The organism is Streptomyces sp. NPDC058157 (genome assembly GCF_042884105.1).
Lineage (GTDB): Bacteria > Actinomycetota > Actinomycetes > Streptomycetales > Streptomycetaceae > Streptomyces.
In genome coordinates this window covers 13,900-26,404 of the sequence record NZ_JBHVUQ010000011.1, presented here as the reverse complement: position 1 = coordinate 26,404, position 12,505 = coordinate 13,900, and the positions used below count along the sequence as shown (strand labels likewise).

The 12,505-nt window shown below is 73.1% G+C and carries 14 protein-coding genes; 4 read left to right on the top strand and 10 right to left on the bottom strand.

The genetic code is table 11. The features are described from left to right. Positions 1-90: 90 nt before the first annotated feature. The 3 genes from ACFVXK_RS04975 to ACFVXK_RS04965 are packed head-to-tail and all read right to left on the bottom strand — an operon-like array spanning position 91 to position 1,980. On the bottom strand, positions 91-858 hold the full coding sequence (locus tag ACFVXK_RS04975; protein WP_365147370.1) for a DUF3710 domain-containing protein: 768 nt from the start codon (positions 856-858) through the stop codon (positions 91-93). A gap of 1 nt (position 859) precedes the next feature. After that, the gene (dut, locus tag ACFVXK_RS04970) at positions 860-1,396 is read right to left on the bottom strand and encodes a dUTP diphosphatase (protein WP_389610121.1); all 537 of its coding nucleotides are present in this window, start codon (positions 1,394-1,396) and stop codon (positions 860-862) included. Beyond that, positions 1,396-1,980, bottom strand: coding sequence for a PaaI family thioesterase (locus ACFVXK_RS04965; RefSeq protein WP_389610120.1), 585 nt, complete (start codon positions 1,978-1,980; stop codon positions 1,396-1,398). Before ACFVXK_RS04965 ends, dut begins: the two co-directional genes overlap by 1 nt. A 58-nt stretch (positions 1,981-2,038) precedes the next feature. Between ACFVXK_RS04965 and ACFVXK_RS04960 the strand changes: the two genes are divergently transcribed. Continuing rightward, positions 2,039-2,512, top strand: a complete 474-nt coding sequence (locus ACFVXK_RS04960) for a DUF3093 domain-containing protein (protein ID WP_045948699.1) — start codon at positions 2,039-2,041, stop codon at positions 2,510-2,512. A gap of 12 nt (positions 2,513-2,524) precedes the next feature. Here ACFVXK_RS04960 and ACFVXK_RS04955 read toward each other — a convergent pair whose 3' ends face one another. From ACFVXK_RS04955 to ACFVXK_RS04940, 4 genes are all read right to left on the bottom strand, one after another. Further along, complete coding sequence (locus tag ACFVXK_RS04955) at positions 2,525-3,463, bottom strand: hypothetical protein (protein WP_389610119.1); 939 nt, start codon at positions 3,461-3,463, stop codon at positions 2,525-2,527. 9 nt (positions 3,464-3,472) lie between these two features. Then, positions 3,473-3,769, bottom strand: a complete 297-nt coding sequence (locus tag ACFVXK_RS04950) for a DUF4193 domain-containing protein (RefSeq protein WP_042809536.1) — start codon at positions 3,767-3,769, stop codon at positions 3,473-3,475. Between the two features lie 383 nt (positions 3,770-4,152). After that, complete coding sequence (locus tag ACFVXK_RS04945; protein WP_389610118.1) at positions 4,153-5,397, bottom strand: sensor histidine kinase; 1,245 nt, start codon at positions 5,395-5,397, stop codon at positions 4,153-4,155. Between the two features lie 4 nt (positions 5,398-5,401). Beyond that, the gene (locus ACFVXK_RS04940; protein WP_042809534.1) at positions 5,402-6,055 is read right to left on the bottom strand and encodes a response regulator transcription factor; all 654 of its coding nucleotides are present in this window, start codon (positions 6,053-6,055) and stop codon (positions 5,402-5,404) included. A 271-nt stretch (positions 6,056-6,326) separates the two neighbouring features. Here ACFVXK_RS04940 and ACFVXK_RS04935 point away from each other — a divergent pair, with 271 nt between their 5' ends. Then, entirely contained in the window at positions 6,327-6,494 is a 168-nt protein-coding gene (locus tag ACFVXK_RS04935; protein ID WP_167747608.1) for a hypothetical protein, read from the top strand. Between the two features lie 171 nt (positions 6,495-6,665). On the opposite strand, the gene ACFVXK_RS04930 is transcribed toward ACFVXK_RS04935, so the two are convergent. After that, a complete protein-coding gene (locus ACFVXK_RS04930; protein WP_389610117.1) occupies positions 6,666-7,469 on the bottom strand; it encodes an inositol monophosphatase family protein in 804 nt (267 codons plus the stop codon). A gap of 9 nt (positions 7,470-7,478) precedes the next feature. After that, positions 7,479-8,645 carry a ferrochelatase gene (locus ACFVXK_RS04925; protein WP_389610116.1) on the bottom strand — a complete coding sequence of 389 codons (1,167 nt, stop codon included), beginning with the start codon at positions 8,643-8,645 and terminating at the stop codon, positions 7,479-7,481. A gap of 184 nt (positions 8,646-8,829) precedes the next feature. Between ACFVXK_RS04925 and ACFVXK_RS04920 the strand changes: the two genes are divergently transcribed. Together ACFVXK_RS04920 and ACFVXK_RS04915 are read left to right on the top strand one after the other, a co-directional pair. Beyond that, complete coding sequence (locus tag ACFVXK_RS04920; protein ID WP_389610115.1) at positions 8,830-10,086, top strand: MFS transporter; 1,257 nt, start codon at positions 8,830-8,832, stop codon at positions 10,084-10,086. Next, positions 10,034-11,365: a D-arabinono-1,4-lactone oxidase gene (locus ACFVXK_RS04915; RefSeq protein WP_389610114.1), complete on the top strand. Its 1,332-nt coding sequence runs from the start codon at positions 10,034-10,036 to the stop codon at positions 11,363-11,365. Before ACFVXK_RS04920 ends, ACFVXK_RS04915 begins: the two co-directional genes overlap by 53 nt. A gap of 7 nt (positions 11,366-11,372) precedes the next feature. On the opposite strand, the gene ACFVXK_RS04910 is transcribed toward ACFVXK_RS04915, so the two are convergent. Continuing rightward, positions 11,373-12,170 carry a hypothetical protein gene (locus tag ACFVXK_RS04910; RefSeq protein ID WP_389610113.1) on the bottom strand — a complete coding sequence of 266 codons (798 nt, stop codon included), beginning with the start codon at positions 12,168-12,170 and terminating at the stop codon, positions 11,373-11,375. Positions 12,171-12,505 lie beyond the last annotated feature (335 nt).

Genomic DNA, 12,505 nt, shown 5'->3' with positions numbered 1-12,505 from the left:
ATCCCTGACGCCCGGCGGGTACGGCAGCGGGCCGTATCCCGGAGGAGTACGGCCCGCGGTGTGGAACGGGTGTCGCCGGGGTCCGCCGGGTCAGCGGATCTCGGTGATCATCGGGCCCTGCTCCAGCTGGCCCATGCCGCCGGAGAAGCGGGAGCTCTCCTGGTCCTCGGCCGTCTGCACGCCGTCCGGCACCATCTGGGCGTCGTTCGGCAGCTTCAGGACGATGGGGTCGCGCGGGGCCATGGGGCCCTCGCCGCGCACGACGACGGTGTCCCGGAAGATCTGCTCCAGCACGCCGGCCGACTCGGGGCGCACCGCGCCCTGGCCGGAGATGACGCCGCGCAGGAACCAGCGGGGGCCGTCGACGCCGACGAAGCGCACCAGCTGGGCGCCGGTCTGGCCGTCGGGCAGCGGGACGGGGACCTGCGCGCGCAGCTCCCAGCCCAGCGGGCCGTCGACCTCGTCGATCAGACCGCCCTGCTGGGTGATGCCCGAGGCGATCTCGTCGCGGACCTCGCCCCAGATGCCCTCCTTCTTGGGGGCGGCGAAGGCCTGGAGCTGGACGGCGCTGTCCCGCAGGACGACGGTGGCGGCGACGATCGCGTCACCGGCGACCTCGACGCGCAGTTCCATGCCCTCGACGCCGGGGACGAGGATGCCGCCCAGGTCGACCCGGCCGTCGGCGGGGTTGCCGGGCACCTCGGAGACGTCCCAGGGGCCGTCGGGCCGCGGGGCCGGCGGCAGGTTCAGCCTGCGGGGCTGCCCGGCTTCGGCCGCCTCGTCGGCGCGCACGCCGTCGACCTGCTCGGCCGCGCCGCCGTCGTCGGCGGAGTCGTTCTTCTTGCGACGTCCGAACACGTCACTGTCCTTCCCGGTCGGTTACGACCGAAGCGTAGCCATTCCCACCCTGCTGACCAGCGCCGGATCCGGCCACGGCCGCATGACCGCCGGTGGAGCCGAACCCCCCGTCGGCCCGGGCCGAGCCGGGAAGTTCCGCCACCTCGTGGAAGCGCACCTTCTCGACCCGCTGGACAACCAGCTGGGCAATGCGGTCGAAGCGCTCGAACCGGACGCTCTCGCGCGGGTCGAGATTGACCACGATCACCTTGATCTCCCCACGGTACCCGGCATCCACCGTCCCCGGGGCATTCACGAGCGCGAGCCCGCAGCGGGCGGCCAGGCCCGAGCGCGGGTGCACGAAGGCGGCGTACCCGTCGGGCAGCGCGATGGAGACGCCGGTGGGCAGGACGGCCCGCTCCCCGGGCTCCAGCTCGGCGGCCACGGTGGTCACCAGGTCGCAGCCGGCGTCGCCGGGGTGGCCGTAGGCCGGGACCGGTACCTCGGGGTCGACGCGGCGGATCAGCACGTCTACGGGCGTGTGCTTGTCGTGGGACATCAGGGGTTCACCTCGAAGGCGCGTGCGCGCCTGACCTGGTCCGGGTCGGACATCGCCGCCCGGATCTCCTCGGGACGGCCGTTGTCGATGAAGTGGTCGACCTTCACCTCGATGAAGAGCGCGTCGGCGCGGACGGCGACGGGGCCTTCGGGCCCGCCTATCCGGCCCACCGCGGTGGAGTAGATCTTCCGGCCCGCGACGGCCGTGACCTCGGCCTCCAGGTGCAGCACGGTGTCCACGGGGACGGGCCGCACGAAGTCGGTCTCCAGCCGGCCGGTCACGGCGATGACGCGCAGCAGCCAGTTCAGGGAGCCCAGCGTCTCGTCGAGCGCGGTGGCGAGCACCCCGCCGTGGGCGAGGCCGGGCGCGCCCTGGTGGGCGGGCCGGACGGTGAACTCGGCGGTGACGCGTACGCCCTCGCCCGCGCGGGCCTCCAGATGGAGCCCGTGGGGCTGGCCCCCGCCGCACCCGAAACAGTGTTCGTAGTGCGCACCGAGGAGCTCTCCGGGTGCCGGGGCATCGGGATGCCGGACCGGAGCGACGGCACCGGCCGGGGGCGTCAACGCTGTGTTTCGTCCACTCACAGCCGCAGACCTTACCCGCGCGGCTACCCGCCGGTCGCCTCGTGGGAGGCTTGAAGGCATGCAGCTCTCCCCCGCGCACCACGACGAACGCCTCTCCGCCCCCCGCTCCTGGTGGGGCATCGCCGCCCTGACCGGTGTGGCCGGTGCCCTGATCACCCTCCCGCTGGGCACCCTGCCGCTGCTGGCGGGCTTCGTCGGCGGCGGCGCGCTGGCGGGGATGCTGGTGAGCTCGATGGGCTCCGCGCGGGTGCGCGTCGTGAACGGGGTGCTCGCGGCGGGCGACTCCCGGATCCCGGTGTCGGCCCTGGGCGAGCCCGAGGTGCTGGAGGGCGAGGAGGCCCGGGCCTGGCGCACGTACAAGGCCGACATGCGGGCCTTCATGCTGATGCGCAGCTACATCCCGACGGCGGTCCGGATCGAGGTCACCGACCCGGCGGACCCGACCCCGTACGTGTACGTCTCCACGCGCGAGCCCCGGGCCCTCGCGGCCGCGGTCCGGGCGGCGCAGGAGGCGTCCGCCCCGCAGGCCTGAGGGCCGGGGCGGTCAGCGGCCGAAGCCGTCGGGGTCCGGGGGCTCCAGTGCGGCCGGAGCGGCCCCGGGAAGGGGCTGGGCGGGGTGCTGCGCGGGTCCGGCGGGCGGGAGGGCCGCCCAGGGCACGGCCCGGCGGCGCAGGTCCGTACGGACCTTCTCGGCGAGTTTCCTGGTGTCCCGGCGGTTCATGACCGCGCCGACGGCGGCGCCGACCATGAACGGCATCAGGTTGGGCAGGTTGCGGACCATCCGCTTGGTGATCTGCTGGCGCAGTTCGCGCTTCATCTGGCCGCCGAGCGCCGCGTTGAGCGTGGTCGGCTTGGTCAGGTCGATCCCGCGCTCCTCGGTCCAGGCCGAGAGGTAGGCGAGGCTGCGGTCCTTCAGGGTGCCGGGCGGCCGCTGCCCGTAGACCTCGTGCAGTTCGGCGACGAGCTTCAGCTCGATGGCGGCGACGCCGGTGATCTCGGCGGCCAGCTCCGCCGGCATGGCGGGCGGGACCGGCATCATGGCGGCCGCGCCGATGCCCGCGCCCACCGTGGAGGTGGCGTTGGCGGCTCCGGCGATCAGCTTGTCGGCCAGTTGTTCGGGGCCGAGGCCGGGGAACTGCGCGCGCAGGGTCGCGAGGTCCCGGACCGGAACGCGCGGGGCGTTCTCGATGATGAGGTCGGTGATGTACAGGGCGGCGTTTCTCGCATTCTCGCCGCCCTTGCGCACACCGTTCTTGACGGCTTGCATCCGACGCGTCCCGGGCCTGCCCCGGGACTCCTCGTCCGCCACTGTGGCCGGCGGCACCGCCGCAGCGGTGTCGGACGGCACGACAGTCGTGCCGGAGGCCGGTTCGCCGACGGCCCCGGGGCCCGTTTCCGGGCCCGTGGCTTCCGCCTGCGCTCCTGCCGCCGGATCGCCGGTCTTCCGAAAGCGGAGCTTCCGGAACGGCGTCGAGCCGGTCACGGCCGAGACCTAGTCGCAGTCGCGGCAGATCGGCTGGCCGTCCTTCTCACGAGCCAGCTGGCTGCGGTGGTGCACCAGGAAGCAGCTCATGCAGGTGAACTCGTCGGCCTGCTTGGGCAGCACCCGGACGGCCAGCTCCTCGTTGGAGAGGTCCGCACCCGGGAGCTCCAGGCTCTCGGCGCCGTCGAAGTCCTCGATGTCGACGCTCGAGGTGACCTTGTCGCTGCGCCGCGCCTTCAGCTCCTCGATGCTGTCGTTGTCGACGTCGTCGTCGGTCTTGCGTGGGGTGTCGTAGTCCGTTGCCATTTTTTCGCTCTCCCCCTCTGGGATTTAGCGGTGTCTCAGCGCACGTAACGCGCGAGAGGCCGGACTTGTGCCCGACCTGAGGCGGAGATTTTGCCTCACATCAAGGTCTGTTACTCAATCGACACCCAGCCTCACGCCCGCAGGGGCCCGTGGCTGGGATGACGACCGGGACCGTACACGGTCCCGGGGGCGTCTTGCACGAACGCCACCCCGTGTATTTCCCGCCATTCGGGGGGCCGGAAACCCGGACTTCCCGGGCTTTCCGGCCTTCTCGGGGTCACGGAACGCGCATGCCTGGACACTCGACAATGTGATCGATCACACAGCCGAGACCTACCGCCCCGCCGGGCAGTTCCGCTGACAGCGAACAGCCCGCGGGCGGATCAAAGGGGCAACGTGACACGCATCACCAGGCCGCCGCCCTCGCGCGGGGTCGCCAGGATGCGGCCGCCGTGTGCGCGCGCCACGGAGCGCGCGATGGACAGGCCGAGGCCCACACCCTTGTCGCTGCCCGTTCGCTCCGTACGCAGCCGTCTGAAGGGCTCGAAGAGGTTGTCCACCTCGTACGCGGGAACCACGGGACCCGTGTTCGAGACGAGCAGCACCGCCTGGCCGTGCTGGACCTCGGTCGTGACCTCCACCCAGCCGCCCTCCGGCACGTTGTACCGGACGGCGTTCTGCACCAGGTTGAGGGCGATCCGCTCCAGCAGCACGCCGTTGCCCTGGACCACGGCCAGGGCGCGCTCGCCGCGGATCTCCACGCCCTTCGCCTGCGCCTCCCCGTGCGCCTGGTCGATGGCGCGCGAGGCGACCTCCGCCAGGTCGACCGGCTTGCGCTCGACGATCTGGTTCTCGCTGCGGGCCAGCAGCAGCAGGCCCTCGACCAGCTGCTCGCTGCGCTCGTTGGTGGCCAGCAGCGTCTTGCCCAGCTGCTGGAGCTCCACCGGCGCACCGGGATCCGACAGGTGGACCTCCAGCAGCGTGCGGTTGATGGCCAGCGGGGTCCGCAGCTCGTGCGAGGCGTTGGCCACGAACCGCTGCTGGGCGGTGAAGGCCCGCTCCAGGCGGTCGAGCATCTCGTCGAAGGTGTCGGCGAGCTCCTTCAGCTCGTCGTCCGGCCCGTCCAGCTCGATCCGCCGGGTCAGGTCGGAGCCGACCACCCGGCGGGCGGTGCGGGTGATCTTGCCCAGCGGCGAGAGCACCCGGCCGGCCATCGCGTAGCCGAAGGCGAAGGCGATCACGCTCAGGCCCATCAGGGCCATCAGCGAGCGGCTGAGCAGGTCGTCCAGCGCGTGCTTGCGCTGGTCGAGGATGCACTGCCCGATCGCGGCGTTGAACTGCTCGATGGACTGGTCGATGCCCACGCCGGGGCAGGTGCTGCTGGAGACCTCGACCTTCTGGCCGCCCACGATCTTGAACGGGAGCGCGTTGCCCTCCCGCAGGGCCTGGGCGGCCAGCAGGTAGATGATCGACAGCAGCAGGATCCCGGCGATCAGGAACATGCCGCCGTAGAGCAGCGTGAGCCGTATGCGGATGGTGGGCCGCAGCCAAGGGAAAGGACCCTCGGGCTGGCCGGGGTCCCAGGTGGGTTTCGGTGGCGCCGGTGGTGGCGAGGGGGTCGCGGCCATCGGGTCAGATCCGGTAGCCGGAGCCGGGCACGGTCACGATGACGGGCGGCTCGCCCAGCTTGCGGCGCAGGGTCATGACCGTGACGCGGACCACGTTGGTGAACGGGTCGGTGTTCTCGTCCCAGGCCTTCTCCAGCAGCTGCTCGGCGGAGACCACGGTCCCCTCGCTGCGCATGAGCACCTCCAGCACCGCGAACTCCTTGGGCGCCAGCTGTACCTCGCGGCCCTCGCGGAACACCTCGCGCCGGTTGGGGTCGAGCTTGATGCCGGCGCGCTCCAGCACGGGCGGCAGCGCCACGGTCGTCCGCCGGCCCAGGGCGCGGACGCGGGCGGTGAGCTCGCTGAAGGCGAAGGGCTTGGGCAGGTAGTCGTCGGCCCCCAGCTCCAGGCCCTCCACGCGGTCGCTGACGTCGCCGGAGGCGGTGAGCATGAGGACGCGGGTGGCCATGCCGAGTTCGATGATCTTCCGGCAGACGTCGTCGCCGTGCACCAGCGGAAGGTCCCGGTCGAGCACGACCACGTCGTAGTCGTTCACCCCGACGCGCTCCAGGGCCGCGGCGCCGTCGTACACGACGTCCACGGCCATGGCCTCCCGGCGCAGGCCCGTGGCCACCGCATCGGCGAGCAGCTGCTCGTCCTCGACGACGAGTACGCGCACGTCGTTTCCTTCCTTCGAGCCCCGAGGGCACTCCTGAGGGCACACCTGTATTGCGCCTCCATCCTGCCGGTTTCGGCCGTAAACCGGCTGTAAGGCGCCCCTGAGCCCCTTCTCGGGCGCCCGAAGGGGTCGGAAGTGAGGATTCCCTCGCCTTGCGAGGTTTCTGGGCCCAGGGTGCCGGGGAGGACGTCTGCACACCCCATCCACTCCCTGACCGGCGGACTGCCCCGCGCACGTCCGCCACGACCCACGAAGAGGGGGCGCACCCACCATGGACGCATTCACCGCGGGTCTCCTGCAGCGCATCAGCGCCACGCAGTCGGACCTGAGCAAGGCCCGTGAGACGGGCGACGACTACCTCGCGGATGTGGAACAGGCCGCGTTGGAAGACCTCCAGCGGCTCGCCGCGGAACACGGAGTGGCGGTCAAGGCGGCCTGACCGGGGCCCCCGCCCCGGTCTGCTTCCGGCCGTCCCGGCCCGAGCGACACCGCCCGGCCCCGGAGCCCCGGCTCCGGGAGGGCACCCCGAACGGCGAACGGACCCCCTGCCGCACCAGCGGCGGGGGGTCCGTTCGCATGTCCGCGGGGACCGGGCCCCGGGGAACCGGGCTCAGTCGTGCCAGGCCCCGGCTTCCTCCAGGAGCGGCTGGAGCGAGGCGAAGACCGCCGGGCTCGCCGCCACCGCCAGCTCCCCGGAGAGCGGCTCACCGGGCCGGCCGCCGGTCAGCGCGCCCGCCTCGCGGGCGATCAGGTCGCCCGCCGCGAAGTCCCAGGGGTTCAGGCCGCGCTCGTAGTACCCGTCCAGCCGGCCGGCCGCCACGTCGCACAGGTCGAGCGCCGCCGAGCCGCCGCGCCGGACGTCCCGGACCAGCGGGATGATCCGCCGGGCCACCTCGGCCTGGTGCTCCCGCCGGCTCTTGAGGTAGCCGAAGCCGGTCGCGACCAGCGCCTGGTCCAGCGGGGCGGCGGCCCGGCAGGACAGCCGGGCGCCGCCGGCCCAGGCCCCGCCGCCGAGCACGGCGTGGTACGTCTCCCCGCGCATCGGCACCGCCACCACGCCCACCACGGTCTCGCCCCGGTACTCGGCGGCGACGGACACGCCCCAGGCGGGGAGCCCGTAGAGGTAGTTGACGGTGCCGTCCAGCGGGTCGACGACCCAGCGGACCCCGCTGGTGCCGACGACGTCCGCGCCCTCCTCGCCGAGCAGCCCGTCGTCGGGCCGCCGCTCCGCGAGGATCCCGGTGATCAGCTTCTCCGCCGCCAGGTCCATCTCGGTGACGACGTCGATCGGGCTGGTCTTGGTCGCGGCCACCGCGAGGTCGGCCGGACGGCCGTCTCGCAGCAGTTCCCCGGCCCGCCGGGCGGCCTCCAGGCCCACGTCCAGCAGTTCGGTCTTCAGCTCCGGTGAGATCACGTGCTCCCCCTACGCGTACGGGCTGTCCGCGCCGGCGGCCGCCGGGCGGGGCGCGCGCGCCGGGCAGCAGCCCACCGCGCACAGGTCGTGGCTCTGGCCCAGGGTGCCCAGCCAGCACTCCGCGGGGCGCTCGCCGCGCTCGCGGGCGGCCCGCTCCAGCACGAGCTCCCGTACGGCCGCGGCGAACCGCGGGTCGGCGCCGACGGTGGCGGAGCGGGCGGCGGGCAGGCCCAGTTCGGCGGCCTTGGCCGTGGCTTCGGTGTCGAGGTCGTAGAGGACCTCCATGTGGTCGGAGACGAAGCCGATGGGGACCATGACGACCGCCGGGGCGCCCTCGCCGTGCAGGGCCTCCAGGTGGTCGCAGATGTCCGGCTCCAGCCACGGGATGTGCGGGGCCCCGCTGCGGGACTGGTAGACGAGCTTCCAGGGGCGGGCCGTACCGGTCTCGGCCTCGACGGCGCCGGCGATCACCCGGGCGACGTCGAGGTGCTGCCTGACGTAGGCCCCGCCCTCGCCGCCCGCGGTGTGGTCCTCGACCGGGCCGGAGGCGTCGGCCGCGGCGGTGGGGATGGAGTGGGTGGTGAAGGCGAGGTGGGCGCCCTCGCGGACCCCCTCGGGCAGGGCGGCGAGGGAGGCCAGCACCCCGTCGACCATGGGCCGCACGAAGCCGGGGTGGTTGAAGTAGTGCCGCAGCTTGTCCACCCGGGGGAGCTCCAGGCCCTCCTCGGCGAGGGTCGCCAGCGCGTCGGCGAGGTTCTCGCGGTACTGGCGGCAGCCCGAGTACGAGGCGTAGGCGCTGGTGGCGAGGACGGCGATGCGGCGGCGGCCGTCGCGGACCATCTCGCGCATCACGTCGGTCAGGTACGGGGCCCAGTTCCGGTTGCCCCAGTACACGGGCAGGTCCAGCCCCGCGTCCGCGAGGTCCTTGCGCAGCGCGGCCAGCAGCTCGCGGTTCTGCCCGTTGATCGGGCTGACCCCGCCGAAGCCGAAGTAGTGCTGCCCGACCTCCTTGAGGCGCTCGCGCGGGATGCCTCGTCCGCGGGTGACGTTCTCCAGGAACGGCACGACGTCGTCGGGTCCCTCGGGGCCGCCGAAGGACAGCAGCAGGAGGGCGTCGTAGGGGGCCGCGGGGCCTTCGGCCGCGGGCGCGTCGGGGGCACGGAGCTGGTCTGACATGCCTCGAATCCTGCCACCCGGGGTGCGCGCGGGAGAACCGGCCGGTCCGCATGCCGGAACGACTTGCAGGTAAGGTGACCCTAAGTTCCACCGCCTGAAATGTCGGTGTCGCCGATTTCCCCGTGCGGGTGCCCAGAGGCGGCCGTAACCTGTATGGGCCCATGACGTCCCTTACGGAGAGACCTTGCCCAGTCCCTACCGCGCGATATTCGCGGCCCCCGGCACCAAGGCCTTCAGCGCCGCCGGCCTCATAGGCCGGCTGCCGATCTCCATGGTCGGCGTCGGGATCCTGACGATGATCTCGGAGATCACCGGCCGCTACGCGATGGCCAGCGCCCTGACCGGAACCCTGGCCCTGGCCGCCGCCGTGATCGGCCCCCAGGTCTCCCGGCTGGTCGACCAGTACGGGCAGCGGCGGGTGCTGCGGCCCGCGACCCTGGTCTCCGTCGCCTCCGTCACCGCGCTGGTCCTGGCCGCCGCGAACGGCCTGCCCGACTGGACCCTGTTCGTCTTCGCGGCCGTCGCCGGCTGCGTACCGAGCGTCGGCTCGATGGTCCGCGCCCGCTGGACCGTGCTCTACCAGGACGCGCCGCGCGAACTGCACACCGCGTACTCCTTCGAGTCCGTGATCGACGAGGTCTGCTTCATCTTCGGCCCCATCCTGGCGATCGGGCTCTCCACCACCTGGTTCCCCGAGGCCGGCCCGGTGATCGCCGCGGGCTGCCTGCTCGTCGGCGTCTGGCTGCTCACCGCGCAGCGCGCCACCGAGCCGCCGCCCCACCCGCGCAGCCTGGACGGCGACCGCTCGTCCGCCCTGCGCTCCCCCGGCCTCCAGGTGCTGACGGCCACCTTCGTGGCGACCGGCGCCATCTTCGGCTCCATCGACGTCTCCACCCTCGCCTTCGCCGAGGAGCAGGGCCACAAGTCCGCCGCCAGCTTCATCCTGGCCATCTGGGCGGCCGGATCCTGTCTGGCGGGCATCGTCTTCGGCCTGCTCCATCTCAAGGGGCGGATGGAACGGCGCTGGGTACTGGGCATCTGTGCGATGGCCGTGAGTATGATCCCCCTCCTACTGGCCGGGAACCTTCCGTTTCTGGCCGTGGCGCTCTTCGTCTCGGGCCTCGCCATCGCTCCCACGATGATCACCACGATGGCCCTGATCGAAGCGCACGTACCACGCGCGAAGCTCACCGAGGGCATGACGTGGATCAGCACCGGCCTGGCGGTCGGTGTCGCGGTCGGTTCCTCCGTGACCGGTCTGGTCATCGACGCGGCCGGGGCCCAGCGCGGGTACGTCGTCTCGATCTCCTCGGGGATCGCCGCGGCGGCGGTGGCGTTCGCGGGTTACCGCCGGCTGACGAGGCCGGCGCAAGGGGAGGAGCCCTCGCGTGACGGCGACATCGGGGACAGCAGCGGAGAGCGGGCGGACCGCGTGGCGTAACTGGGCGGGCAACGTCCGCGCCACGCCCACGCGCGTGGTGGCCCCCGCTTCGGTCGGTGAGCTCCAGGAGGCGGTCCGCCGGGCCGCCGAGGAGGGCCTGCGGGTGAAGGCGGTCGGCACCGGCCACTCCTTCACCGCGGCCGCCGCCACCGACGGGGTGCTGATACGGCCGCAGGCGCTCAGCGGGATCCTGTCGGTGGACCGGGCCGCCGGCACGGTCACCGTGGCGGCCGGCACGGCCCTGAAGGACCTCAACCGCGCCCTGGCCGCACAGGGCCTGTCGCTCACCAACATGGGCGACATCATGGAGCAGACGGTCTCCGGCGCCACCAGCACCGGCACGCACGGCACGGGCCGCGACTCGGCCTCCATCGCCGCGCAGATCCGCGCGCTGGAGCTGGTCACCGCCGACGGCCGGCTGCTGGCCTGCTCCGAGAAGGACCATCCGGAGGTCTTCGCGGCCGCCCGGCTCGGCATCGGGGCACTGGGCGTCGTCACCTCGCTCACCTTCGCGGTGGAGCCGCTGTTCCTGCTGACCGCGCGTGAGGAGCCGATGCGCTTCGACCGGGTGACCGCCGAGTTCGACCAGCACGTCGCGGAGAACGAGCACTTCGAGTTCTACTGGTTCCCCCACACCGGCAACTGCAACACCAAGCGCAACAACCGCAGCCAGGGCCCCGCCGCCCCGCCCGGGGCGGTCAGCGGCTGGATCGAGGACGAACTGCTGTCCAACGGCCTCTTCCAGGCCGTCAACTCACTGGGCCGCGCGGTCCCGGCCGCCATCCCCTCCATCGCCCGGATCGCCAGCCGCGCCCTGTCGGCGCGCACCTACACCGACATCCCGTACAAGGTGTTCACCAGCCCGCGCCGGGTGCGGTTCGTGGAGATGGAGTACGCCCTCCCGCGCGAGCGGGCGGTGGAGGCGCTGCGGGAGCTCAAGGCCATGGTCGAGCGCTCCGACCTGCGGATCAGCTTCCCGGTGGAGGTGCGCACGGCCCCGGCGGACGACATCCCGCTGTCCACGGCCTCGGGCCGGGACACGGCGTACATCGCGGTGCACATGTACCGGGGCACCCCGTACCAGGCCTACTTCACGGCGGCCGAGCGCATCTTCACCGCCCATGGCGGGCGCCCCCACTGGGGCAAGGTGCACACCCGGGACGCGGAGTACCTGGCCGCGGCCTACCCGCGGTTCGGGGAGTTCACGGCGCTGCGCGACCGGCTGGACCCGGACCGGCTGTTCGGCAACGACTACCTGCGCCGGGTCCTCGGGGACTGACGCCCGCTCACTCCCGGCCGGTGGTACCGCTCCCGCCCGGTGCGCCGGTGCCGCCGCCGGTGCTCGGGGCGGGGTCCGGGCCGGGGGTCTGCCGGGAGGGCGTCGGGGACGGGTCCGGGCGGGGTGAGCCGGAGGGGGTGGGCGTGGGCGTCGGGTCGGGGCCGCCGTGCGAGGCGGAGGGGCTCGGGGAGCTCCCGGGGTCCGGACTCCGCCCGCCCGTCCCGTCCTTCGTCCTGTCCCCGGCGCCCTTGCCGTCCTGTCCGCCCCGCCGGCTCCGGTCGCCGGAGTCCGGCCCCTTCTCCTGGTCGGAGGAGCGGTGGTCGGGGGCCTTGCGGGTGCCGCCCGACCAGAGGGTGCCGCCGCCGCTGCTGACGGAGGTGCCCGCGAAGGCCTCGTACGTCCCGAGGCCGCCGATGGCGAGGGCGAAGGCCGCCCCGGAGGCCACCGCCGTGCGCTTCCAGCCCCGTACGCGGGTGCCGTGCACGGTGGCCTCGCCGAACTCGCCCTGCGGCAGGGGCCCGGGCGCCTCCCCGGGGGCGCCGTTGCGGGCGCCCGCGCGTAGCCGGTCGCCGGTGCGGCGGAAGGCGTGCTGGATGACGGGGCCGCCGGCGGTCGCCACCACGCTGACCACGCCGGCGCCGAGGATGGTCCCGTAGACGCCGAGCTTGGAGGCGAGCAGGGCGGCCGCGACGGTGGCGAGGGAGCTGCCCGCGACCTGGGTCGCGCTCAGGTCGAGCTTCCTGCGCTCCCGGCCGTCGCCCCCCGGAGCGCCCGGCTCGCCTTCCGTTACCGCCTTCTGACCCATCGCCATCTCCTGCGTGTCCTGCCCCTTGCGCTTCTCCTCTTCCAGCAGTTACTGACACCTGAGCGAAATGAGAAGTTCCGTTTCTGCGGATTCTGTGAAGCAGGACACCCCGAAACGGCCGCGTGCGCAGGTGGACCGGGATCCGGACCCGATTTCGGGCAGGCCAACTCCCGCCGCCCGGGACAAGTTCGGCGGCGCGGCGGTCCACCCAGGTGGCCCGAATGGAGTACTGTGGCGAGCCCTGGGGCCGTCCTTCCTTTCGGATGTCCGGACCCGGGAGAGGGGGCCGGCTGACGGAGAAGCGGCGCTCAAGACCGGTGATGCCGCGGTATCGC

Bases quoted from the DNA above. Each gene is read 5' to 3' on its own strand.
- ACFVXK_RS04950 (WP_042809536.1), bottom strand. From the start codon at position 3,769: ATGGCAACGGACTACGACACCCCACGCAAGACCGACGACGACGTCGAC.
- ACFVXK_RS04910 (WP_389610113.1), bottom strand. From the start codon at position 12,170: ATGGGTCAGAAGGCGGTAACGGAAGGCGAGCCGGGCGCTCCGGGGGGC.
- dut (WP_389610121.1), bottom strand. From the start codon at position 1,396: ATGTCCCACGACAAGCACACGCCCGTAGACGTGCTGATCCGCCGCGTC.
- ACFVXK_RS04925 (WP_389610116.1), bottom strand. From the start codon at position 8,645: ATGTCAGACCAGCTCCGTGCCCCCGACGCGCCCGCGGCCGAAGGCCCC.
- ACFVXK_RS04935 (WP_167747608.1), top strand. From the start codon at position 6,327: ATGGACGCATTCACCGCGGGTCTCCTGCAGCGCATCAGCGCCACGCAG.
- ACFVXK_RS04960 (WP_045948699.1), top strand. From the start codon at position 2,039: ATGCAGCTCTCCCCCGCGCACCACGACGAACGCCTCTCCGCCCCCCGC.
- ACFVXK_RS04945 (WP_389610118.1), bottom strand. From the start codon at position 5,397: ATGGCCGCGACCCCCTCGCCACCACCGGCGCCACCGAAACCCACCTGG.